General features: G+C 43.8%; 24 protein-coding genes. All 24 read right to left on the minus strand.

The genetic code is table 11. From position 1 onward, the window contains the following. Window positions 1-1,612: hypothetical protein (locus tag V3V99_12065; GenBank protein ID MEE9443390.1), on the minus strand; the 1,612-nt coding region annotated here is incomplete at its 3' end. 523 nt (window positions 1,613-2,135) lie between these two features. Continuing rightward, window positions 2,136-3,041, minus strand: coding sequence for a DUF5668 domain-containing protein (locus V3V99_12070; GenBank protein MEE9443391.1), 906 nt, complete (start codon window positions 3,039-3,041; stop codon window positions 2,136-2,138). Then, on the minus strand, window positions 3,022-3,498 hold the full coding sequence (locus tag V3V99_12075; GenBank protein MEE9443392.1) for a PspC domain-containing protein: 477 nt from the start codon (window positions 3,496-3,498) through the stop codon (window positions 3,022-3,024). The genes V3V99_12070 and V3V99_12075 overlap by 20 nt, the downstream gene beginning before the upstream one ends. Window positions 3,499-3,584: 86 nt before the next feature. Further along, a complete protein-coding gene (locus V3V99_12080) occupies window positions 3,585-4,253 on the minus strand; it encodes a protein-L-isoaspartate(D-aspartate) O-methyltransferase (protein MEE9443393.1) in 669 nt (222 codons plus the stop codon). Window positions 4,254-4,278: 25 nt separating this feature from the next. Further along, on the minus strand, window positions 4,279-5,496 hold the full coding sequence (locus tag V3V99_12085) for a zf-HC2 domain-containing protein (protein MEE9443394.1): 1,218 nt from the start codon (window positions 5,494-5,496) through the stop codon (window positions 4,279-4,281). Between the two features lies 1 nt (window position 5,497). Then, window positions 5,498-6,079, minus strand: coding sequence for a sigma-70 family RNA polymerase sigma factor (locus V3V99_12090; GenBank protein ID MEE9443395.1), 582 nt, complete (start codon window positions 6,077-6,079; stop codon window positions 5,498-5,500). 3 nt (window positions 6,080-6,082) lie between these two features. Beyond that, window positions 6,083-7,048, minus strand: coding sequence for a DNA polymerase III subunit delta (gene holA, locus V3V99_12095; protein ID MEE9443396.1), 966 nt, complete (start codon window positions 7,046-7,048; stop codon window positions 6,083-6,085). A gap of 32 nt (window positions 7,049-7,080) precedes the next feature. Then, complete coding sequence (locus tag V3V99_12100) at window positions 7,081-7,455, minus strand: hypothetical protein (protein ID MEE9443397.1); 375 nt, start codon at window positions 7,453-7,455, stop codon at window positions 7,081-7,083. Window positions 7,456-7,614: 159 nt separating this feature from the next. Next, window positions 7,615-8,748 (minus strand): deoxyguanosinetriphosphate triphosphohydrolase, encoded by a 1,134-nt coding sequence (locus tag V3V99_12105; protein MEE9443398.1) that lies wholly within the window; start codon window positions 8,746-8,748, stop codon window positions 7,615-7,617. A 37-nt stretch (window positions 8,749-8,785) separates the two neighbouring features. Further along, window positions 8,786-9,598 (minus strand): hypothetical protein, encoded by an 813-nt coding sequence (locus tag V3V99_12110; protein MEE9443399.1) that lies wholly within the window; start codon window positions 9,596-9,598, stop codon window positions 8,786-8,788. Then, window positions 9,595-10,440: a hypothetical protein gene (locus V3V99_12115; protein MEE9443400.1), complete on the minus strand. Its 846-nt coding sequence runs from the start codon at window positions 10,438-10,440 to the stop codon at window positions 9,595-9,597. Before V3V99_12115 ends, V3V99_12110 begins: the two co-directional genes overlap by 4 nt. Beyond that, complete coding sequence (locus V3V99_12120; protein MEE9443401.1) at window positions 10,440-12,077, minus strand: hypothetical protein; 1,638 nt, start codon at window positions 12,075-12,077, stop codon at window positions 10,440-10,442. Before V3V99_12120 ends, V3V99_12115 begins: the two co-directional genes overlap by 1 nt. Then, the gene (locus V3V99_12125) at window positions 12,067-13,491 is read right to left on the minus strand and encodes a sigma-54 dependent transcriptional regulator (GenBank protein ID MEE9443402.1); all 1,425 of its coding nucleotides are present in this window, start codon (window positions 13,489-13,491) and stop codon (window positions 12,067-12,069) included. The genes V3V99_12120 and V3V99_12125 overlap by 11 nt, the downstream gene beginning before the upstream one ends. A gap of 4 nt (window positions 13,492-13,495) precedes the next feature. Beyond that, window positions 13,496-15,667 carry a ribonuclease R gene (gene rnr / locus V3V99_12130; protein ID MEE9443403.1) on the minus strand — a complete coding sequence of 724 codons (2,172 nt, stop codon included), beginning with the start codon at window positions 15,665-15,667 and terminating at the stop codon, window positions 13,496-13,498. 146 nt (window positions 15,668-15,813) lie between these two features. Beyond that, window positions 15,814-16,344, minus strand: coding sequence for a Spy/CpxP family protein refolding chaperone (locus V3V99_12135; GenBank protein MEE9443404.1), 531 nt, complete (start codon window positions 16,342-16,344; stop codon window positions 15,814-15,816). Between the two features lie 22 nt (window positions 16,345-16,366). Further along, a complete protein-coding gene (locus tag V3V99_12140; GenBank protein MEE9443405.1) occupies window positions 16,367-16,888 on the minus strand; it encodes a hypothetical protein in 522 nt (173 codons plus the stop codon). Between the two features lie 3 nt (window positions 16,889-16,891). After that, on the minus strand, window positions 16,892-17,473 hold the full coding sequence (locus tag V3V99_12145; protein MEE9443406.1) for a hypothetical protein: 582 nt from the start codon (window positions 17,471-17,473) through the stop codon (window positions 16,892-16,894). Next, window positions 17,460-18,002: a sigma-70 family RNA polymerase sigma factor gene (locus V3V99_12150; GenBank protein ID MEE9443407.1), complete on the minus strand. Its 543-nt coding sequence runs from the start codon at window positions 18,000-18,002 to the stop codon at window positions 17,460-17,462. The genes V3V99_12145 and V3V99_12150 overlap by 14 nt, the downstream gene beginning before the upstream one ends. A 120-nt stretch (window positions 18,003-18,122) precedes the next feature. Next, entirely contained in the window at window positions 18,123-18,632 is a 510-nt protein-coding gene (locus V3V99_12155) for a hypothetical protein (protein MEE9443408.1), read from the minus strand. Between the two features lie 188 nt (window positions 18,633-18,820). Beyond that, window positions 18,821-19,849, minus strand: a complete 1,029-nt coding sequence (locus V3V99_12160; GenBank protein ID MEE9443409.1) for a rod shape-determining protein — start codon at window positions 19,847-19,849, stop codon at window positions 18,821-18,823. Between the two features lie 100 nt (window positions 19,850-19,949). Beyond that, a complete protein-coding gene (locus V3V99_12165; protein ID MEE9443410.1) occupies window positions 19,950-20,672 on the minus strand; it encodes a pseudouridine synthase in 723 nt (240 codons plus the stop codon). Between the two features lie 20 nt (window positions 20,673-20,692). Further along, entirely contained in the window at window positions 20,693-21,787 is a 1,095-nt protein-coding gene (scpB, locus tag V3V99_12170) for an SMC-Scp complex subunit ScpB (GenBank protein ID MEE9443411.1), read from the minus strand. Then, the gene (locus V3V99_12175) at window positions 21,787-22,593 is read right to left on the minus strand and encodes a segregation/condensation protein A (protein ID MEE9443412.1); all 807 of its coding nucleotides are present in this window, start codon (window positions 22,591-22,593) and stop codon (window positions 21,787-21,789) included. The genes scpB and V3V99_12175 overlap by 1 nt, the downstream gene beginning before the upstream one ends. Further along, on the minus strand, window positions 22,590-23,564 hold the full coding sequence (gene trpS / locus V3V99_12180) for a tryptophan--tRNA ligase (GenBank protein MEE9443413.1): 975 nt from the start codon (window positions 23,562-23,564) through the stop codon (window positions 22,590-22,592). The genes V3V99_12175 and trpS overlap by 4 nt, the downstream gene beginning before the upstream one ends. Window positions 23,565-23,576 lie beyond the last annotated feature (12 nt).

Below are 23,576 nucleotides of genomic sequence, written 5' to 3' on the forward strand. Positions count from 1 at the left end.
CGGTCAGGTTAAATATCCCCGGTCCGCTTAGCAGCACTATTGAAACACTATCGTTGACGTCAGGATCCGATGCCGAGATATCAAAACAGATCGAATCGGGAGCGCATAACATAACCAGCGAATCGAAAGTATGGATAATCGGCTGATTATTCATGTCTATGTTAAAAATAATTGTAGCCGTGTCCGCGCCGCAGTTATCTGAAACTTCAACTTGATATTCATACACTCCTTCAATGTGAGTTGTCAGACACAAAGCTCCGGTTTCCGGATCAATAGTTACATTGATATTCTCGGTATTGATAGCGGGAATTAATTCATAAATATTCGGATCGTGCATTCCCCCGCCGATTAACATAAAAGTTAACATATCACCATCGGGGTCGGCAGCTTCGACATTGTAACAAACGGCAACATTAGGATCGCACGACGTTAGGGTAGTATCTCCATCATTAGCAACGGGCGGTTGATTAAATTGGACGTCAATGATCAGGGAATCGAGAGTTTCGTTGCCTTTTGTATCAGTAGCTTTGAAAATAGCAATATATTGCCCGGGGTCGGTAGGAATCCAGGTATAATTGCCGTAAACCGGAGAAGTCCCAGGCGCTGTTGATAACAGCCCCGGACCGGAAATCTGAGTTAGTGTAATGATATCGCCGGGATTGCGGTCGGTGACGGTAATAAATTTAGAAATCTTTTCGCCCGGGCACATGTCCAAATACGATAAATTTCCCAGGGGCGGATCGAAGATTGGCTTATTATTTCCCGAGCAGGATGACACGGAAAATTGCAGGCCGTTGCCTTCGTATACGTAGCTCCCGTTGAATTCACTGCTGGAGGGTAATTCCCCGATTTTATCATAGGTCGCTCCCGGCAGAGGTACCGGCGTATACATCGTCATATTGGCCCCGCGCCCCGAAGCGGTATCCTGATATTTATCGTAAATTCCGGCGTATGTATCTTCAAAATCGGGAAGATACGAAATCGGGATTCGATCTTTGCCCAAGAGGAGTTGGTCGGCGTCAAAGGGAGCGAAATGGCCGGTTGCCCAGATATTGAAATCCACCGCGCATCCGTCAAAGCAGATTCCGACGGTGTCGTAATTATCGGTAATAGATTCGAGACGGGCAAAATCTATGGTAATGTCCCACCAAATCTCATAAAGATTTTCCGCGATCGAGTCAGAATGTTTGACCCAGCCCCAGCGGTCGTTTTTGACGTAATCTTCGGAGGTTTCGAAACCTATCGGCCAGACGTTTACATTGGGGGCTGGTTCCCGGTCAAGCTGAACAAGAATCGAGCCATGGAGTTGTTCATATCCGATGATGCCAGGAACAATTATTCCGCATACGTACCATTTATTTGTCACGCTATCAAGAAAGACATAATATCCAGTCATTCCGGGCGTATTTAGCGTCTCAAACGGAGGACCGCCGATTAAGTGTTTGGAATCAAGCAAAGAATAATTCGGTGGAGGGCTGGTAACCTGATTGCCGGTATTGGGGTCATAGAAGAGTGAGAGATCGCTTTCATATTTATCCGCCGCCGATATCGGAACAGCCAGAATTAAAAATAATAACAGAATTTTGAGGAATCTATTTCCAGATCTGAACATCGGTCCTCCAGAGTTTATTTACAAAGCGGAATTCCATGGTTTTATGTTTTAATACTAAGGCGTAATGTCACATCTATCAGCTTATTGGAAATTACTCCTTACCTGACCATGTAGCATACCAGATGCGTAAATTGAAATTTTCTCAAGCAGTAAAAAAGCACTATCAATCGGTGGGGATGAAGTGCCTTACTTTAACCAAAATATAAGAGAAACAGAAGATATGTCAAGCGATTTGTGACTTCGACAAACCCCAATACCACATTGATTAACAACAGATTATGAGGATTGATGAAATCTACGCTTCACTATTTTAGATTTTGAACATTTTTACAAAATGACTTTATCGAATATAATGTTCCTGTTTGTGAATGTTTGGAGCTTGCGCAAAATGTTGCATAATATTTTCCAATTGACCATTAACCGACAATTGATTGATGGGGAAACATTTTAATATTCAAAAAAAACGGCCGCAATAATAAATAAAAACTCATTGGACTGTGTAAATTTATTCTACTCTTTAATACTAATAAAAATCTATCGACAGCTGGGATATATCCGGCGAAAGCTCAAGTTCAATTTTGTTTAATCGTGAATTATAATCGGGATTAGTATAGGCGTCATCGGTTTCAATAAAGCCGATTCTCTCAAACAAACGGCGTAAATCATCGCCGTATCCGGAAACTTTGATACCGCTGTTTTCAGGGGCGTAAACTGAGAAGTTGGCATCTTCTCCCTCAAGTGATACTTTAATATTTTCCAACATCTCACCCAAATACATATTGATACGGCCACGTTCTGATCTAACGAAGAGTTCCTGCAAATTCAATGATTTGCAGTCGATTTCCATATCCGATTTACCGCCGTAGAATTTCAGGCTTAACGGCAGGTGATCGGCGACCCTGATATTCCAGTTATCATAGGAGCTCCGATAATGAGAATCGCCCCATCCCCAGATACGTTTTTCTTCGGCGATATCAATTTTGGCAATACCGTTGGAGACATCATAATCAATATCCGGTTTATATTTACGTCGTTTAAATCGGCCGTTAAATAAATCGCTGGCGGTTTTTTTCAAATTAATATCGACGTTTTTGACATCAAGGGTCATTTCCACGCTGGAGATTTCCGCGTCTTTTTCAATTTCATATTTGTATGTATCGCCTCGGCGGGAAAAATCCAAATTTGAATATGATGAGCCTATCGCAACCCATAATACGATTCCGGAAAATAACACCGGCGCGAGGTATGAAATGAAAACCGCTTTCGATTTGGCGAAGATTTTTTCTACTCCGATAGCGATTAATATAATCGGCCAGAGAGCAACGATATCTTCCCAGACATACCAGTCGACAACTCCAAAGTTATGCAGCAGGATTAGCCCGCCAGCCAATATGAAATATATGCCCCATCTAAACCTGGCTGGAGTCATGCGGTCCCCCTTTCAACTCCTGATTTTCGGCCTCTTCCCGGCGGCGCCGGTTGCCCCATCTAAAGATCAGGAATATACCGACCAATATTAGCAAAGCCGGCCAGAATTGTTCAAAATCCCACCACCAGAAGTTGTTTCTCAATATAAAGAAAACTCCGATAGCTATTAAAATAGCACCTGGGACATATTTATTCCAGCCGATATATTCCGTCTTTGGGGGTTTGGGAACCGGAGTTTCTTTGGATTCGGATTGGATTTCCGCGGCTGATTCTACGGGTACTTGAGGAATAATAATCCAGGCGATAATATAAGCAAGAAGGCCGACACCGTCGGCGAATACTAAAAGCACGGCAAGGATGCGGATAAAGGTCGGATCGATTCTAAAATATTCGCCCAGACCGCCGCAGACGCCGGCAATGGTACTATCGGTTCGAGAACGATAGAGTTTATTTTCCAAGGATACCTCCTTTTCCTCATTTATTTTACCTGTCTTTTATTTACGAGGAACCCATCAAAAAGTTTTCTTATAATAGTTTTTACAAATCAATCATCGCGCCTCAGAGGGACGAATCTCACCGGATACATATCCTTAATACTGACCTGTCCCCTGATATTTTTTGAGACCAGTTTAAGACTCTGAATATGAACACCAACCGGAATAATCAATTTACCTCCCCGGCCGAGGCGGTCAACGAGCGAGTCGGGAAATTTCTCAGGCGCGGCGGTTACGATTATGGCATCGAATTCCTCAGGAGTTTTTGGTATTTCAAGGCCATCTCCAACGTAGAATTCAATATTCCTATAATCAAGGCTGTCTAACAATTCCCTTGCGTTTTTTGACAGCCTGGCTATGAATTCGACTGTATAGACTTTCTTAAATAATCCCGCCAGTACAGCGGTTTGATACCCTGAGCCGGTGCCTATTTCGAGAACTATTTTATCCGGCCCCGGGGCAATATTTTCCGTCATCGATGCCACAACATAAGGCTGAGAAATCGTCTGCCCGTATCCGATTGACAAAGGACCGTCCTCATAAGCTAAATTTCTCGATTCATTCGGGACAAAAAGATGGCGAGGGACTATCCTCATCGCTTCCAGAACCGCTTCGTTTGTTACGTCCCGAGCGACGATTTGTTGAGCAACCATTTTCATGCGGGAGCGGAGGGAGTCATTTTCTGAACCGCCTGATTTTTTTGAAAATCTCGAAAACATTTTGCCCCTTCCGAACTCCCAACATTTACTCGATTAAGTCAAAATTACTTAATCTATCTTTATATTCAAGCAGATTTTTATTTTCCGGATACAGGACTAATTGTGAATCTATTAGTTTTTTTAATGATTTTAAATTGTCAATCGCATCGTCAAAATACTGTTTTTCTCCGGTAATTTGATATAATTCTCTCGCGGCCAGAATTTTCAGGTAATGGTTTTCTATATTTTTTGACGCAAGATCAAATTCTGGTAGAGCCCTTAGACTATCCAAAAATCGCATTACCGGTTCGTTGAGACTTACATCAGTAAAAGTCTGACTGAGCATCTCTATTTCACCTGCTGACTTTTTGGATCGGATTTTCTGCGGTGAATAGTTGTTAAAAAACTGATCGAGGCTATCGACTGAAGCAATTGCATATTCGCTTTTTAAATCTTCGGCCGCGAATAATCGTTCTCCTTTTCTTTTTTCGATGCCCGGCATTGACACCGCGTCGGTCTTAATTTCAGGCTGAATTAATTGCGGTCTGGCTAATTGTACAGCGACGAATTCATCCTTTTTATCCGTTTCCTGCGGCATAATTTTATCGGCTTCTTTTATATCGGGTAAATAATCCTGCTCATCAATTTGGACTATCAGAGTCTCTGACACTGGAGATTTTGCCTCTGCTCCTTCGCCTTCGATTTTTTCCGTTGATTCTTCGGGAATAGGTTCATCGCGTCCAGATGTTTTTTGAGATTCTTCCGGGGAAAGTGATTTTTCATTTTCAATCGCAGTATCATCTGATCTTTGCCCGCTGATTGCCGAAGAATCAATATCTGGGGCAGACTTAAGATCGCGATCGTATCTGATTTTATATCTTGCTGGTGATAAAATATCCGTACCGTATTCCTGGTATGCTATCCGTCCCGCCAGAAAAAATACAGCGATTGTTGCGGCGACTGCCAGGTACTTCCGCCAGACGGGTATGATTTTGGCTGCGTGTTGTTCCTGTGAGGCTTTGCGAGATGGTTTATCTTCGAGATTGGACATAATACTGTTTTCAAGATTGTCCAATATCTCATCTTCAAATTCGGGCAGCGATTGAGTAGCTAACTCCTTTAGTTTAACTAATCGGTCAAACTCATCAGCAAGGCGTTTGTCTTTTTCCAGGGCCGCGACAATTTCGGCCATTTCCCGGGGAGACAATTCGCCGTCGAGATAAGCCGATAATTTTTCCGAGTATTTGGAATAATCGTTTTCCATTTTATTCCAGTAAATCCTTTAGCTTTTCCACCAATGCTTTTCGGGCTCGATATAACCGGGAATCCACCGTTCCTTGAGAAATTTCGAGGCGTTTCGCGATTTCGTCATAACTAAGCTCCTCAAAGTGTCTTAAAATAAATACGATTTGATATTGCCCAGGCAGTTCCCGAACTGCTTTCAAAAACCTACGGTCATTTTCAATGAGCTGCAGCTTTTCCAGAGGGTCGGGACCGGCGTCCAACCGTATATTATGACTCGGTTCCAGACTGGTTTGACGTCCGCTTCTTTTTAAAAAATTTAGTGCCTGATTGGTAGCGATAGTTGAAAGCCAGGGATAAAACGGACGGGTCTCATCAAATCTATCGAGTGCCTGCCAGCCGCGAATAAAACTATCCTGGACAATATCCATGGCGTTATCTAAATCACCGACCATACCGATTACCATGCGCAAAACCCTCTTCTGGTATTTCTTTACCAAATAACCGTAAGATGCCTTATCCCCGTTTCGCGCCCGAATTATATAAGCGGCATCTTCCGTACTTTGTTCTGTATTAGTTACCGATTTGTTATTACTTTCTTCCAAAATTTATCGAGAAATTTCGCGAATTAGATTTTCAACTAAAAGTACCGGTTCCAGACCGCTTTTGCGCACCTTGCGCTCGGTAATCGCGATTTTTGAAATCGCATTTAGAGTGGCGTTTTTATCGTACAATGCGGCCTGTTTTTTCAGTTTGGAGATAAAAAAGGGATGGCGGGCGAGCTTTTTCCCGGCGTGAATTTTCAGCAAACTCATCAAATGCCGCGAGAGCAAAAAAAGCAATCCGGTGGGATTGGAACCCTTTTTTACCATGTCGTTATAAGCAAACAGAGCCCGGTTGCTATCCTTTTCGGCAATCATATCGATCAATTCAAATATCCCGAATTCCTCATGCGAACTGCTCAGCGATTTTATTTCATTGATGCCGATATGGGAGCCGGATTCATTTGATATGGCAAGCTTGTCCAGCTCTCCCGCAAGACCGCCGAAATCACCGTCGGTTAATGAAACGAGCAAATCGACCGCTTCAGCATCGAAAGTAAACCCGAGAGATTCCAGGTGTCTGATAATCCTGACCTTGGCACTACCTGCTTTTAGGCGTGTGAATTGCATCGGTTCGGCGATTTTTGTTATGGCTTTGAAGAAGGCGCCTCTTTTATCCGGCGTATAAGAACCCGGTGTCGAAAGGATTACCACCGTTTCAGGAGGCGGCGCCGTCAAAAAATTAAAAAGCCATTTATACTGGGTCGGTTTCAGTTTTTGAATATTCTCAATAAAGATTAGGCGCCTTTCCCCCAGCATAGGAATCGCCGACAGTTCGCAAATTATCGTTTCGAGGTCGATTTTGTCGGCGGAAAATTTATTGCTGTTAAGAAGCTTTTGGCGACCGGGGATATAATTGTTCAGAAGGTATTTATAGGCTTCTACTTTCCGATAATCTTCTTCGCCGTAAAAATAATAAACGGGCCGGTATTTGCCGGCCCCAATTTCTTTTTTCAGGGAATCGGAGTCCATACATAGAAAGTATGAACCCGGAGAGGTGCTTGTCAATCAATTTTGGAGCGCAAAGCCGGATTATCGGGCCGCGATACCCAGTTCAGCGTATAATTGAGCCTGTCGCGGTATTCCAGAGCTTTTTGCAGATAAGGCGCAAGAGCTGTATTGTCCACTTTGTTATTATTCACCTGATTTATCAGGTCGAAATTATTTGTGTATAATTCCAGGGCACGATTTGAAAAAAGCTGTGGATTGACTTCCACAAATTCCAGTAGGGTCAAAAGCGATGCGTAATCGATAACCATTCCTTTGGCCTGATACGGCGCTTTGAATTTGACGCCTATATCCGGGATATCAAAAGTAACCAGAGTATCAATATCATTGTTGGATTTTTTGAGTTTGAAAGAGCCGAAATACATTTCCATGAAAGTTTCCTCCGACGTGTTTAGCGCAAGCGGCATGCCTGAAATTGTTTTGGATTTTTGAAATCTAAGTTGTTCCCTGACGGGACATTAAAAAGAACCCGCCCGGGAAGGGGAAACAGTTTTATGATTTATTGCAGACTGTTGCAAATATTGAAATGCTTAGCAATTGCGAACGAATTCATTTTGCGCAAATCTATCGGTCATTCCCGCGATATAATCGACCGTCAAACGCCGGTGAGGAACATCGGGAAATCTCTTTCTGAATCCTTCCGGTATCCGGCTTATGTCTTCAAGAAAATAGCTAAATAGAAAAGAAATTATTTCAAATGACTGCTCTTTCATGGCGTTGAGCTGAGAATGATGGTATATGTTTCGTCTTAGAAATTGCTTTAATTTATTGTTAAATCCGCTTTGCTCATCGGAAAATGATATAATTCTATGAGGACATTGCCGCACATCAGATATGGTTTCAATATCATGCTCATTAATTCTTTTTTTGATTTCCGCGGTTAAATCGAGAACATTCATATTTACCAGATGTCGAACAAAAGCGTAACGAATCATTTCTTCCGATTTATCGTTCACACCTGCCTTAACTTTGTCCATAACCGGAGCCAGAAAATCAATATCACGCATCATTTCCAATGTCAGAAGCCCGCTGCCCAATCCATCATCGACATCGTGGCCGTGATAGGCGATTTCATCGGCAAGATTAACAATTTGTCCCTCCAAAAGAGGGTTTTCATCGGGATTAAATTCATCGGGAACGGAAATATCATGATTGGATTCATGCTTGATAACCGCTTCTCGGACCTCATAAGTCAAATTCAATCCAAAGTGATTCGGGTATCTTTTCTCCAGAAAATCAATGACCCGCAACGATTGTATATTATGATTAAAACCTCCGTCATGGGCCATCATCATATTCAAAACTTCCTCACCGGCGTGACCGAAAGGAGTATGGCCCAGGTCATGGGCCAGCGCGACCGCCTCGGCGAAATCTTCATTCAATGACAAAACCCTTGCGATGGTACGGCTAATCTGAGTAACTTCAATAGTGTGGGTCAATCGCGTTCGGTAATGGTCTCCGGTTTTCTCGACCGAATCAAGATTGGCAAAGACCTGTGTTTTATGCTGCAGGCGCCGGAAGGCAGTTGAATGAATAATCCGATCGCGATCACGCTGAAAAGCCGAACGCCCCGGACCTTCGGCGATTTGATATTTCCTGCCTTGGCTGTCTTCCGCCCGAGCGGCATACGGGGCCGGCTTACTAATACCATCATGTATTGGCATTGTTATATATCCGTTTCCTTTTCAACGCATATAATAGCTATTTTCGCCCAATTCCCAATAAAACCGAATGAGTTAATCCCAAAACGGGATGATGCGAAAATTTGTATTCGAAAGTCATCTTTCGATGCTCGAACTTCAGACCGGCTCCGACTCTTACCGGGGCCAATACCAGAGCCCAATTGATATGGGCGTATTCAACCATTTGGAAATCCTGGGATATTTCCGCGGTCGGCTTTTGGTATTGGATGAATAAAAACTTAATTTGAGAGTCCAGGCCTGTTTTGTTTTTATATGATGCGCCCAGTTCCGCCTCGGTCGGTATGTCGCGTTTATTGACAATATATGACGGCTTATTTATCGCGCGGATCAGCCCATATCCTGAAATATTCTTCACTTTGAACATCAAACCGGAATTTACTATTATGGCCGATTGTGAATTATATTTTTCATTAAATGATATACGGCTATAGATGAGAGACAGGCCGAATGATATTTCGCGGCATGTATAATTTCCGGCCAGCGACATACCGGTTTGCTGAAAGTAATTTGATTTTCCGAAATTTGAAAATCCGGCGGCCAATTGATATTTGTTGAATGAATAGGTTAATCCGGCCCGGTTATCGCTTAATTCGCTTAATCCGTAGAGCGAACGATACGAGGTTTGCAAAGTTAGTTTTTTACCGGTTAGGGCGAAGGGGTATTGAAAGATATCAAGGGCCCCGGCATTGTGGAAATCGACATAGCCGTGCGAAAAAACCTGATGATCCAGATAAGACATACCTCCTGCCGTCACAGATTTGCCCAATAGCGTAAGTACAATTCCGAATATAATGATAAAGCGACTCGTCATGGCGCGATTACAACTGTCCTCTTAAAATCAAAATCCTCATCCCCATTAACGCGGGCATATAAAATATAAATTCCCACAGCAAGCGTCTGATTATAATCATCTGTGCCGTCCCATTCGATTTCGCCAGGTATGATCTGCGAGGATTCGAATATTGTTTTCAGTTTTCGCCCGGAGATATCATATATGAATAAATCAAACGAATTGCCGGGAGGCATATCATACGATATGACTGCGATATCCTCAAAACCATCGCCGTTGGGTGAGAAGGGATCGGGTGATACTCTGAGTTGAATACCATCGGGGCGAAAAGGATTAAAATTATTTGCTCTCCCCGGCGACGAACCGGTTGGATCATATGATTGCCCCCAGAATGATACTCCATGCACATCCAAATATCGTTCCCAGCTCCGGTTGTCGGTAAATACCTTTTCGTAATAAAAGCTGTCAAACGCAAGAGTATCAATAAACCCTAATCTGATTTTGTCTCCTCCCGAATTGTTGAGAGCCTTCCATCCCGGCGGCTCGATGACAACACCCTCAAAACCAAAATAATAATCAAGAAATGACGCTTTATCCTGGGTCATTATTATAAAAGCAGGACCTGGAATAATCATAGATGTATCAGAGATTTTTTCCCAACCTAAGGCATCACCGATATAATAATTCGACAAATCAATTGCCGAATCGGCGGCATAATAAAGCTCAATCCATTCGCTTTCCAAATCGCCGGATGGATTGGGCAGAAATTCATTTATTCTTATTTCTTCCGGCGAATCCTGAGCCGATATGCTTGTTATTAATAATACACTAAGAATGCAGCTTAAAAAGATAAACCCGCTCATTAAATTCTCCAATTTATATCCCACCGCAGAGTCACATACCTTTCGTCGGTATAATCGGCGCGGTATCGATAACCGTACCTGATGTATGAACTGATATTTTTGCTAATCGTTGTTTCATGCGATACGGTCGCGTATATGTAATTGTTCTTTATATCCGTCAGCCTTATTCTATCGAGTTTTATCAGGAAATGTAATTTCCCAAAACGATCCTTGACCCGGGTTTCGGCCAGAAGCATACAATCGTTACGATTATAATACCGATCAAAATAATACCCGATTACCAACCGGCCGTTTATGGCTGAACGAATTCTATTAACTTCAAACTGGACTCGCCTCTGCGCCTTATCGGTAGAATATAAATTATCATACCTCCAATAACAATTGAGTTTTGCGGTATAATTTTCCGATAAATATCGAATAAAGCCCGTTTTTGCCTCCAGCCTGTTATCGTCGGCGGAACGTTCGGCATATCCCAGAGATGTTTTAATTTGAATCGACTCTGTCATTGAATATGTTGAGTTAACGGCACCTCCGATTTCTCCGGCGTAACGATCCGAATAGGAAAAATCCATATCATCCAAATACAGAGTCCTGCTTCGACGTGAAGATGGCCCTCCCGCGAAAAACGAAGGATACCGATTGTCATAATGCCATCCGTTGATATTTAATAAAATGGATCCCTTATCCCAGCGAGCTTTTATCGCACTGGCGGTTGTTAATTTATTGTCGTTATAGGCCAGTGCAAATTCGCATTCTTTCAACGGTGAATTGGCGGGCATAAATCCCAGTGAAAGATAGGTCGCATCAGTATTGTTATTGTGGCCCCGGTTGACTACTCTTCCATGTGCGCCAGATAAGAAGGATACGGTTGAAAATAAACTGAGCGGAATTGAAATACCGGTAAAAAATTCCCGAAATGATTCATTGCGATCATAATCGAATATTATTTTTGCAATTCCACTTTTTATTGGCCAGCTTAATAAAGCTCCGTTTGACCCGCCGTAATTTGGCAATAAGAACTTTTCCAATTCATCTCTTTCGGATGGTTTGGACAGCAATTGGCCATGATAACCGTAAATCAGACCCATCGAAAATTTCTCTTTATAATTTCCTAACGTAAGAATGGATTGAGATTCGGTTATACCCGGTATGGTCAGCTTAGCATACCTCCTCAACCATCTTTGATTGCCGGCATAGCTGTTTTCCCATTCGCCATAAACTTCCAAATTATTTTTTATTCCATAATAGCGAAGCAACCTCTGATTTTCCTGATTGGGTTCCAGTTTATGATATTGCCGAAATAAAACGCTTTGATTGAGAGTTTTTTCATGCTTGTGTGCTTTGGGCGCATCCCTTTTTGATATTTCCGCAGGGATAACTTCAATATATGGGTTTGATGAAAATCCCGCGATAAGGTCGGGATATTGCGCTATGATTTGCGAATCGGCCGAAGTAATATATTCTTTTCTAACTATTTCGAGCAGCTCGATATAGTCATTGTATTCCAGAAGATCGTTTTCAAACGCTTCATAAATCTCTTCCGGCGAAGGGATATATATATTCGATTCTCCAAACGAAATTGAGCCGAAGATATATAAAATAATTAATAATGTGACAATCTTTAATCTATAATTCACCGTATTTATTCAGCTTGCGATATAATGTTCGTTCGCCAATTCCCAGCTTTTTTGCCGCTTCACGACGATTGCCTCCGGTCGCCTCCAACGTCCGAAGTATCAATTCTTCTTCCATTTCCTCAACGGTTTTAATATTCGCTTCTCGGGGAGTTTCCCCGGTAATAACCGTTTCTCCCCGCCCGTGCAAATTTTCGATTATTATATCACGGAGCATACGAATTTCCTGCCCCAAAGAAAGAAGAGCCTGGTAGATAAGCTGAAATTCCGCCTCCTGAGGAGATTTCCCTGTAACAACCGGCAGGGTTCGCTCGCTATAACCCTGTTCCTCGATATATTGCATCACCTGCTGTTCCGATATTTCACCCTTTCCGCCGGCGACGATTATACGGCTCACGAAATTACGCAGTTGTCTGACATTCCCCGGCCAGCCATAATTCAGAAGAAGCTCCATCGCTTTTCGGGACACAAGGCGCGTCGTTCCCGTTTCTTTGAGAAAGAAGTAATGTATCAAGGGCATAATATCGGCCAGGCGGTTTGCCAGCCCGGCCAAATTTATCCGCATCGCGCCCAGCCGGTAGTACAAGTCTTCCCTGAATTCATTTTCGGCAATGGCATCAAGAAGTTCGCGATTGGTCGCGGCGACAATACGCACATCGGTATGAACCAAATCGCCGCCACCAACACGATAAAAAGTACCCTCTTCAAGCACCCGCAAAAGTTTGACCTGCAAAGCCGGTGATGTTTCTCCGATTTCGTCTAAGAATACCGTGCCGCCGGCGGCGCGCTTGAAAATGCCTTCTCGACGACCGATAGCTCCGGTAAAAGCCCCTTTCTCGTATCCAAATAGTTCGGATTCCAAAAGAGTTTCAGCGAGCGCCCCGCAGTTAACGGCTACAAACGGTTTTCCTTTTCTGATGGAAAAATTATGAAGCGCCCGGGCAACTAATTCTTTACCCGTTCCGGATGGTCCGATAATCAGAGTGGAAATATCCGTTGGCGCTACCTGAGCGATCATTTCCGCGGTGCGTTTCAGATTAGCGGACTTTCCAAATAGTCCATAGTCTTTCAATTTCCCCCTGATGCGCAGGCATGAATTTACTCGCGCCTCAAAATCAGATACTTCTGTAATATGTGAGATAACGCTATCGACTATATAATCAGGTAAATGATGTTCGGATGTATCCGAGATAAGCCAGAATTCCGCCTCGGGAATCTTTCGATACACTCTGAATACCAGCGATTCCGAATATTGCGAGTGATTGGCGTCAATCAGGATTATCTCATAAGACTGCTGTTTGACCGCTTCAAAAAGATTTGAAGGCTCCCACATACGCAATGCCAGTCCGCTATCCAATGTCGATTCAAGAAAATCATGTTCTTCCTCCGAAAACACCAAAAGGTTTGGAATAACCATAAATCTATTTCCTTTTTCTCAAGCGTTTTCTTCCATGAGGTTTTTTACTTTGACTGTTTTTCTCTACTACAAACAAATCAATCTCCTTGGCTTCCTTGTCAACTCTCATGATCCCGACTCGAATCTTATCCCCCAACCTGAAAACCTGACCCCGCCGCCGCCCCTTTAACAGGTAATTAGCCTCATCGAATTTATAATAATCATCATCCATTGTTGAGAGACGAATCATTCCTTCACATTCGGGTCCGATTAGACGAACGAAAAATCCAAAATTCATTACTCCCGAAATAATCCCGTCATACTCCGACCCGACCTGTCCCGCCATGTAAGCAACCTGTTTAGCCTTGACGGCGCTGCGCTCGGCTTCCATCGCCCGCCTCTCCATGGCCGAGCAATGTGTGCCGGCGTTGTTCAATATTGTGCCTAACTTCTGGGTCGTCTTAACCGGATACTTGTTTTTCTTCAGCATTTTCAAAAGGCGATGTACGAGTAAATCGGGATACCTGCGAATCGGCGATGTAAAATGAAGATATTGCTTAAACGCCAATCCAAAATGTCCAATGTTTTTGGGTTGATAGACCGCTTTAGCCATTGAGCGCAGGAGAAGTTCATTGATGAATTCCTCTTCCGGCTGGCCCTTAATTTTCTTAAGCAGTCTCCCGAAATCGCCGGTCGGCATAGTCGGCGATACGGGGAAGCGATATCCAAGCTTGGATATCAAAAACGAAAAAGCCTCCACTTTTTCCATATTGGGTCGATCATGGACGCGGTACAGAGTAGGCAGAGCATGATGAAGAAAATGATAAGCCACCTGGCGATTAGCCGCCAGCATGAATTCTTCAACCAGGCGATGCGATTCGCGCCGGACGCGATTTCCGATTTCGATTACATTCCCCTGCTTATCGAGAATAATTTTTGCTTCGGGCAAATCGAAATCAAGCGATCCGGCTTTTTGGCGTCGAGCTAAAAGGATTTTCGCCAGCTTTCGCATAGTCGTCAAATCATCGGCGATACGATCAATGCGCGGGCTGGCTTTCCCGGTATCATAAAAATCCTGTACCTCGCTATAGCTTAATCTGGCGCGCGATCTGATTACCGAAGGAAACAGTTCATAATCGAGAGCCTTGCCGGTTTTGTCAAAATCAATGATTATGGAGAATGCCAGTCTTTTTCGATTTGGCCTCAGCGAGCAGACGTTATTGGATAATATTTCCGGCAGCATTGGAATGACCCGGTCGGGGAGATATACCGATGTTGCCCTGCTATATGCTTCTTTATCAAGTTTGGTATTGGTGGCGACGAAATGCGACACATCGGCGATATGAACGCCCAGCCGATAAATATCCCCCTCTTTTTCAATCGATACGGCATCATCATGATCTTTGGCGTCGGACGGATCGATTGTAAAAGCGCTGAGTCCCGTCAAATCAGGTCGATTGAGAATCTCGCTTTGCCATCCGCTGACCGCGGCTTCTGCCTCACCTATCACATCACCGGAAAATTCTACAGGGATCTCGTATTCTCTGATAATCGATTGCATATCCACGCCCGGATCGCCGGGAAAACCAAGCCTCTCGGAAATCTCACCCTCCGGATTCAGTGACGGATGTTCCCACTCGACTAATCTAACGACAACTTTTTCGCCGTTAGTCGCGTCCATTGTTTTTCCCAGAATAATATAGATATCGCGATTGATATTTTTTGCATCGGGAATAACGTGGGCGTATCCGCGGCCTTTTCGGAATGTCCCGACAATAGTCTGTAATTTCCGTTCGACGACTTTGATAACTATTCCGGTACGTTTGCCCTTGAAACCAAATCCCGGCTTTAACCTGATTAAAACTTTGTCTCCGCCAAAAGCTGTCAATGTGTCCCCTGCGGCAATATAAATTTCCTCATCAGACCCATCAGGCGTACAAAAGCCAAATCCGGATTTTGTTATTTGTAATGCGCCCGATACCAGATCCATTGCCTCAGGAAGGCCTATACGATTCCGTTTAAGCTTGACCAGTTTTCCCTCGTCCAGCAGGTTTTTAATTTTCCTGCGGAATGTTGGATATGCGGAATCTTTGATTCCCATCGCCCTGGCCAATTCGAGAGCTTTCATCGGGTAATCAGCATTGGAACGGATAAATTGAAGAATCTGGTCAATACTTGTAGAGCGTTTCTTTTTCATATAAGAATCCATTTTATAAGAATTTGGAGTAAATAATCATGTTTGTCAAGTAGATTTTGTCGCACACCTGCCAATTTGGCAGAAAAATAAGGGGTCGGGTAAATCCTGACCCCTTATAGATATAACGAGAAAGGTTCTAATTTATTCTAACGACCGCAGCAGCCGTCCTGGTGGCGTATTCCATGACCACCTTTGCCCCGGCCCATCGGCGGACATTTGGTTTTGAGCTTATCGAGTTTCTTCACTTGCTCCACTGTTAATATTTCACGAATATCAAAGCGATGATTCATTTTCATTTCGGAAACCCTGCCCTTGAGTTCGGCAATATCGGAGTTTATAGACAATGCTCTGTTTTTATCGGGGGAATCCGAATGCATTTCGTTGTGAAGGTGCAATTCAAGTTTTTTCAAATCCGCCCGCAAATCAATCATTGCCTCATGGTGAGACAATCGTATTGATTTGATTTTATCAATCTGCCCGTCGGTGAGCTCGAGCGCTTCGGAATGCCTTAGTATATTTCCAGGACGATGCGCCCGGCCAAAATGCGCGCCTCGTTCGAAATTATCGCATCCTGCTTTTCCTGCTTTTCCCATTTTTCCCATACCGTGTCCCTGCATCTGCGCAGCAGCCACTCCTGCAAAAATGAAAACCACCAGAAAAAATATAATCCGTTTCATATCCAATCTCCTTTTTTTAAAATTAAATTCCATCATCTTCATTGGGAGGGAACGTTCTGCCTCGCTTTCGATAATCAAACAATTTCTTAATAATATCCTTCTCAAAACGTTCCTTGAATAGGATAAACCTCCCCATTTGGTAAACATCAAGGATTTCGGAAATCTCATTGGCCAATATGAATTTTTCCTCATCCGTTTTTTTCTCGTTATGATTTAAAAGTTCAAATACCCGCCCTATATCTTTCTCCACATTTTCTTGTTTTAGAAAATGCGACAAAGAATCAAGTAGCGTTATTCTTTCACGTCTTATTTCCCGCATCTTTTTGCGATGCGAAGTAAAGATCGGCAGGAATTTATCCGCTTGCTCTTCGGTCAATTCAAGAGTCTCAATTAGCTTCATCTTTCGAAGAGTCTCGAAATTCTCCATTCTACGATGCTTATCCCCCTTGCCCTTAAACCCCCGCCCTCGATGCTGGGCATCGGCGGAAAGGCTTAAGGTCAGAACCAATGCAATCAATGCCGCGATTGTAATTATCCGCTTCATGACTTATATCTCCATCGTAAAGTTTTCGCTTAACCAGGCCAACTCTTCTTCGGTCAGACTTTCAAGCAGGTCGTAGGCTTGATCCAACTGTATCTGGGACGTGATATATTCGGCCGTTGACTCATCGATAAATTCATTCAATATATACTCATCCGATTCAAATATCATTTCAGCCAGCACATCGGAATCGATATTGCCCGGATCAATCTCCGTCCAGTCGAGAGCTGTAGTAATTTGATTTGGTTCTTCCGGCGAATAAACGAACAAAACAATCAGAGTAACCAATGCGACCGCCGTCACCGTTCGGATCCATGATATCATTTTTCGTTCCCGGGGCTGCACCGGTATCGGAGCCGGTTCGTCAATCATTTTTTCTCGGAGGTCCTTTTCGAGCCGCGCCGCCTCGTCTTTGGCCAACTCGAGATTCGTGAGAGGCGTGAGCATTTCCGACATTTGGGAAAGCTCTTTACAATAGGTCATGCATTCGTCGCAGGATTCGATATGTTTTTGCATCGCTTCCGGCAGTTCCATTGGAGAACATTTGAAGAGCTCATCCATTTTCGATTTAAATTCATGACATTTCATAAAACTTACTCATCGATTTTTTAAGTTTTTTCAGCGCCTCGGCATAGTTGGTCTTGGCCGCCGATACCGAAATTTCAAGCGCTTCGGCAATTTCATTAAATTTCATTTGTCCGAAATAACGCATATTGAAAACCATTTTTTGCCGCGGAGGCAAATCCGTTACGGCCTGCAGTATCTTTTGACCGGATTCCTTATTAACGACTCTGCCATGAGGCGAAACATCGCCTGAAGGCGCGTCAAAATCGTTCGGCAGCGAGATTTCCCGTTTCGCCTTTTTCAAATAATTTTTGGTTTTGTTGGCGGCGATTTGAAAAAGCCAGGACGAAAACAGCGCGTCTTTGCGAAAACCATTCAGGTTCTGCCAGGCCGCCAAGAAAGTATCCTGGGTCAAATCGAGAGCCGTTTCTCTGTTTGCCGTCATTCTCATAACAAATCCAAAAATCCTGTTTTGATATGTCCGGACGAGTTCGGTAAAGGCGTTTTTGTCGCCCTTTGCCGCTTTTTCTATGAGTTCCTTCTCGCCCGCCATATCGTTTTTCTTACTTTCTGTAAATTAGACACCCCAACCCCCAAATAAGACCAAAGGGATCAGAAATAATCAACCATTATTTTTAATTCTGATTAGATAAATTAATAATAAAAAGCGGGATCATTTTTGAATATCGATATTAAATCTGGCTGAAATATTATCCAAAATAATTTTGGCTTCGGCTTCGTCAATAGAGGCACCGAATCGATAAGTCCTGGCACCGTAATCAAAAGCGATGATTCCACCGCCAAACCCCCAGAATTGGAAAGCTGATTTGGAACTAAAAATATTTCTTGATTCCGGTGATATTCTCAAATCCTTTATATGCACTAATTCATATTCTTTTTTCAAACCAACATTAAAAATAGCCCTTTTTATTTTAAGCTGCAATCCATCAATCTTTATTATTTCACGTCCAGCAACATTCCAAAACCAAATGAATATTGCAAATATCCCGCCAACCGTCCACATCGCTAGCCAAAAAAGCATAAAGGCCTTCCCTTGATTTTCGACTTCGCCGCTAAGCAATTGTTTAGTAACCGTAAACTCACCGAAGCACCAACCTGCCAGCCAAAACATCAAAAACAAAATGATAAACACGTTTTTTTTGGATGGAATTGATATTTCCAAAAATGACACATTGTCAATAATTGTCGATCTGGTATTTTGAAGTTTTACTTTTGCCATTTATCCAACCTCTCATGCAAATTTTACTAAGTATTATATGCCTTATTATATAAAATATTCATCGATTTCCAACAAAAAAACGGCTTTAGTGAAAAGTCGTTATTAAAATTCATGAGTGTGGCTGTAAAAAATCAATCCGGCCGGGCTTTGATTAGCACCTTGCTATAGGCGTTCATGTCTTCGAGGACTTTACCCGTTCCGCGGACGACACAGGTCAACGGATCTTCAGCGGCATAAACGGGCAGATTAGTCTCTTCGCGCAGGCGTTTATCCAATCCCCGCAGAAGCGCGCCGCCTCCGGTCAGAACGATGCCTCGTTCGAGAATATCGGAAGCCAATTCCGGAGGCGTTTGTTCGAGAGACCGCCGCACTGCCTCGACAATTGCTTCGATCGGTTCTGCCAACGCTTCGCGAATCTGCACTGACGAAAGTTTGATGCTTTTGGGGACTCCGGCAACAAGATCGCGGCCTTTGACTTCCATTGACAGTTCCTGCTCGAGCTGGAATGCCGAGCCGATATTTATTTTCAACTCTTCGGCGGTAAGCTCGCCGATTAGGAGATTATAGTTTTTCCGAAGATACATTATGATGGCCTCATTGAGGTCATCACCGGCAATGCGGATTGATATATTATTGACAATGCCGTTGAGAGCGATTACGGCGATTTCGGAGGTGCCGCCCCCGACATCAATAACCATTGTACCGGACGGCTGACTGACCGGGAGCCCAACCCCGATGGCCGCCGCCATCGGTTCCTGAATTAAATACACCTCGCGCGCCCCGGCATTTTCGGCCGAATCGCGGACGGCTCGCTTTTCAACTTCGGTAATCCCCGACGGCACCGATATGACGATGCGAGGCTTCATCAAATATTTATGGCGCACAACGCGCCGGATAAAATCGGATAACAGTCTTTCGGTTATCTCAAAATCGGCAATGACGCCATCTCGCAAAGGACGAATAGCGGTAATTTCACCGGGAGTGCGCCCCAGCATTTCTTTGGCGGCCGATCCAATCGCGACGACTTTGCCTGAAACTCGTTCGATGGCGACCACGGACGGTTCATTCAGGACAATTCCCTGTCCGCAAACAAACACGAGAGTATTGGCCGTTCCCAGGTCAATACCGATATCATTCGAAATCAAATCAAAAAACCCCAAAATTCCTCCATAAATTCATAAGGGCTCAAAATATATAACCTTTGAATATTATCGGCAAATTGTGCGAAATCAACAAAAAATAATGCGGCCCGATTAAGAATTATCCGGTCAGTCCCGTTATACTTTTTAGATTATCGATTTCCGCATCGGTTAATTCGCGCCATCTCCCCTTTTTCAATCCCCGGCAGGTAATTCCTCCAAACGATATTCGCTTTAGCTTAATTACCGGATGGCCTGCCGCCTCGCACAGATGTTTGACTTCCCGCTTGCGTCCTTCGGTCAGTTCCAATTCGATCTCGCTCTGGTTCACACTCGTTGAAATTATCGAAACATTGGCTTTTCCCACGGCGCCATCCGGGAGTTTAATTCCTTTTTGAAATAGACTTAACGTCTCACTCACCATCTTTCCTTTTACACGAGCTCGATAAACCCTTTTGATGCTATAACGGGGATGTGTAAGCCGAAAAGCTAATTCACCGTCATTGGTTAAAAGCAAAACGCCTTCGGTATCCAAATCCAAACGCCCGACCGGATTGATCCGCTGGGGTATATCTTTGAGAAGATCAATTACCGTTGTTTTGTGGTGGGGATCGTTGCGCGAAGTTAAGTATCCGCTTGGTTTATTTAAAACGATATGGGTGAAATCATCAATCGGCGTTACACGTTTGCCATCGACGCAAACAACATCTTTGGCCGCATCGACAATATGGCCGGGAGATTCCAGAACTTTACCATTGACAGTTACTTTTCCCTTTTGGATAAGCACGTCGGCCTGGCGGCGCGATGACACGCCGCATCGGGTCAGAAATTTATTTATTCTCATAATTGGAATAAACCGGATGATTAACTGTCTTGATTATATTCGGCATCATCCGATTCGTTATCGGCAGTTTCTCGTTCATTGAAATATACCGGAGCAGGATTATCAGCGTCATCCGGATTTTCGATGATAATCGAGCGGGGGCCGGAATCGGGAGAGATTATTGCAGCTTTTTCATTTGGCTCTTCTTCCCCATCTTCCCGTGTATCCTGACTATCTTCCGGCAATTCGAATCGATCAACTGGCTCAGGTGAGGTTTCATCTTTGTCAGAAACGGATTTATCTTCCGCATCCAGCGAATCAATTTTGAGTTCGGTGCTGAACATATTTGTTTCGCTAACTTCGCGCGGCAGTTCGACAATTTCTTCCGGTTTCGAGTCAATATGCTCAATACGAGATTCGACCGATTCGACATTTTGATCGCCTGCAAAATCATCAACCGCGATGGAAACACCTTCAGGAATTTCATCCTCATTAGTTTCCATAATTGCCGATTCGTCGCTATCTTTATCGTTTATTTCAAAAGCCTCTTGCTCTTTTATTTCTTCAAAGGGCAATGCGGTCTGTTCTTTGGGCTCTTCGGCCAGCTTAATCATTTCCTCGATTTCGTCCATGCGAGGTAAATCTGATATTCTATTCAGACCGAAGAATTTCAAAAATTCGGATGACGTTTTATAAAGCAACGGTCGTCCGGGCGTTTCGGCGCGACCGGCGATTAAGATTAACTTATGATTAAGGAGATTATGCAAAACTCCATCGGAAGCGACTCCGCGAATATGTTCAATCTCAGTTTTGGTAACGGGTTGTTTGTAGGCAATAATCGCCAGGGCCTCCAGTGCGGCCCGGGTCAGGCGAACAGTACGTTCTTTGGTCAATAGCTTCTTTATCAGGCCTTCAAAATCTGGTAATATATGAAATTGATAACCGTTGGCCACTTCCCTGATACGAAACGACGAACCACATCCCATATAGACATTATTGAGATCACCGACGGCCTGCCTGATTCTTGGCGGAGTAATGTCTCCGATGACATCGCATAATTTTCGGGCGGACACCGGCTCGGGAGAGGCCAGAATTAACGCTTCAATGGTACAATTTATATTTTCATCTTTAATCATCAGTCAATAGTCACCTTTTCTTTATCAACGGCGGATCGGATGTTTATGGTTCCTATGGTCGGCAGTGGGTTTATTGCCTGCAAGAGACGGTCGGTTCTATAAACCCGGATTTCCGAAAACAGTCGCGCCTGCCGAATCATAATACGATGGTTCTTAGCCATTTCGAGAATAGCGAGAAAAGTCAAAATCGCTATTATTTTCACCTTGATATCAGTGAATAATTCTTCGAGAGACACAAATTCGCTTTTGGATAATTTCTCGACAATGATTTCAATCCTGTCCTCAACCGTCACATCCTGATGATCCACAAGGTATGAGCCATCATCCTTATAAGCTGACATAATTTCATGAAATACGGTCAGCAATTCATACAGGGAATTGTTTTCGACAAGCACGGGGCGATCCGGTTTGAAACCGTTCGTTCTTCCGGCCACGGCGGTTAACCTCGATTCGAGTTCGCGTTTTTCGCGCAGAATCTCGCCAGCCTCTTTGAATTTCCCATATTCCAAAAGGGCCAGGGTCAGTTCTTCTCGGGGATCAAACTCCTCGTTATTGATCGATTCCCGCGGAAGCAGCATCTGGGCTTTAATACGAATCAAGGTCGCGGCCATGAGAATATAATCGCCGGCATTTTCCAGATTAAGCAGTCTCAGCATCTCGACGTATTCCATATACTGACCGGTAATACGGGCAATTGGAATATCATAGATATCGATTTCATCTTTCCCGATTAAATACAGAAGCAGGTCCATCGGCCCCTGAAAAATATCAATGTCAACCAAATAGTTTTTGATATCAGCCGTCATTTAAAATAATCCATCTTCATGTTGCTTCGCACGCTATCCATTACCTCGGCGGCCCGTTTACGTGCTTTTTGGCCGCCTTCCCTTAAAACATTAAAAACAAAGTCAGGTTTTTCAACTAATTTTTTTCTTTTTTCTCGTATCGGCGCCAGGGTTGAATTCATATTTTCGGTCAGTTTTTTCTTGCAGTCAACACAACCCAGTTCGCCGCTTTTACAGGGCGCGATGATATCGGCATGGTTGGGAGTGTAAATTTGATGGAGTAGATAGACAGGGCATATCGTCGGCCGACCGGGATCGCCTCTGCGCAGTTTTTTCGGATCGGTAAAAAACCTCTTTAATTTCCCGGCCGTTTCCTCTTCGCTGTCAGCCAGGGCGATATGATTGTTCAGGGATTTTGACATCTTATTACCGTCCGAACCGGGAATGGTTGGAAATTTGGTTAAAAGAGCTTCGGGTTCGTTGAAAGTCTGCCCGTAAAGATTGTTAAATTTTTTGGCCAGGTCGTTTGCCAGCCAAATATGTTTTACCTGGTCTTTTCCCACCGGAACTTTATTGGCGTTATAAACAAGGATATCGGCCGCCTGGAGGACGGGATATCCCAAAAATCCGTAACTATCAAGACCGCCTTCTTCCTTTTTTTCAAGATAAGTCGGCAACCGGGTCAAAGTCGGAACGGTCGTTATCATCGATAATAGAAGATGAAGTTCGGCGTGTTCTTTGACATCGGATTGAACGAAAATCGCGCATTTTTGGGGATCCAATCCCCCCGCCATGAAATCAACGGCCATTTGAAAGATCTTTTCCTTAAGCTCATCGGTCTGATCGTATTCGGCGGTTAGGGCGTGCCAGTCAACGATACACAAGTACATTTGATATGAATCCTGGAGAGCGACCCAGTTTTTCAAAGCGCCCTCATAGTTTCCCAAATGCAAATGACCGGTCGGTTGCATGCCGGATAAAATTGTTTCCATAATTACTCCGGG

It is taken from the genome of Candidatus Zixiibacteriota bacterium, from assembly GCA_036480375.1.
GTDB lineage: Bacteria > Zixibacteria > MSB-5A5 > GN15 > JAAZOE01 > JAZGGI01.

Excerpts from the sequence above, each read along its gene's own strand:
- V3V99_12070 (MEE9443391.1), bottom strand. The coding sequence starts at position 3,041 with ATGACTCCAGCCAGGTTTAGATGGGGCATATATTTCATATTGGCTGGC.
- V3V99_12080 (MEE9443393.1), bottom strand. The coding sequence starts at position 4,253 with ATGTTTTCGAGATTTTCAAAAAAATCAGGCGGTTCAGAAAATGACTCC.
- V3V99_12085 (MEE9443394.1), bottom strand. The coding sequence starts at position 5,496 with ATGGAAAACGATTATTCCAAATACTCGGAAAAATTATCGGCTTATCTC.
- holA (MEE9443396.1), bottom strand. The coding sequence starts at position 7,048 with ATGGACTCCGATTCCCTGAAAAAAGAAATTGGGGCCGGCAAATACCGG.
- V3V99_12100 (MEE9443397.1), bottom strand. The coding sequence starts at position 7,455 with ATGGAAATGTATTTCGGCTCTTTCAAACTCAAAAAATCCAACAATGAT.
- V3V99_12105 (MEE9443398.1), bottom strand. The coding sequence starts at position 8,748 with ATGCCAATACATGATGGTATTAGTAAGCCGGCCCCGTATGCCGCTCGG.
- V3V99_12110 (MEE9443399.1), bottom strand. The coding sequence starts at position 9,598 with ATGACGAGTCGCTTTATCATTATATTCGGAATTGTACTTACGCTATTG.
- V3V99_12115 (MEE9443400.1), bottom strand. The coding sequence starts at position 10,440 with ATGAGCGGGTTTATCTTTTTAAGCTGCATTCTTAGTGTATTATTAATA.
- V3V99_12125 (MEE9443402.1), bottom strand. The coding sequence starts at position 13,491 with ATGGTTATTCCAAACCTTTTGGTGTTTTCGGAGGAAGAACATGATTTT.
- rnr (MEE9443403.1), bottom strand. The coding sequence starts at position 15,667 with ATGAAAAAGAAACGCTCTACAAGTATTGACCAGATTCTTCAATTTATC.
- V3V99_12135 (MEE9443404.1), bottom strand. The coding sequence starts at position 16,344 with ATGAAACGGATTATATTTTTTCTGGTGGTTTTCATTTTTGCAGGAGTG.
- V3V99_12140 (MEE9443405.1), bottom strand. The coding sequence starts at position 16,888 with ATGAAGCGGATAATTACAATCGCGGCATTGATTGCATTGGTTCTGACC.
- V3V99_12145 (MEE9443406.1), bottom strand. The coding sequence starts at position 17,473 with ATGAAATGTCATGAATTTAAATCGAAAATGGATGAGCTCTTCAAATGT.
- V3V99_12150 (MEE9443407.1), bottom strand. The coding sequence starts at position 18,002 with ATGGCGGGCGAGAAGGAACTCATAGAAAAAGCGGCAAAGGGCGACAAA.
- V3V99_12165 (MEE9443410.1), bottom strand. The coding sequence starts at position 20,672 with ATGAGAATAAATAAATTTCTGACCCGATGCGGCGTGTCATCGCGCCGC.
- scpB (MEE9443411.1), bottom strand. The coding sequence starts at position 21,787 with ATGATTAAAGATGAAAATATAAATTGTACCATTGAAGCGTTAATTCTG.
- V3V99_12175 (MEE9443412.1), bottom strand. The coding sequence starts at position 22,593 with ATGACGGCTGATATCAAAAACTATTTGGTTGACATTGATATTTTTCAG.
- trpS (MEE9443413.1), bottom strand. The coding sequence starts at position 23,564 with ATGGAAACAATTTTATCCGGCATGCAACCGACCGGTCATTTGCATTTG.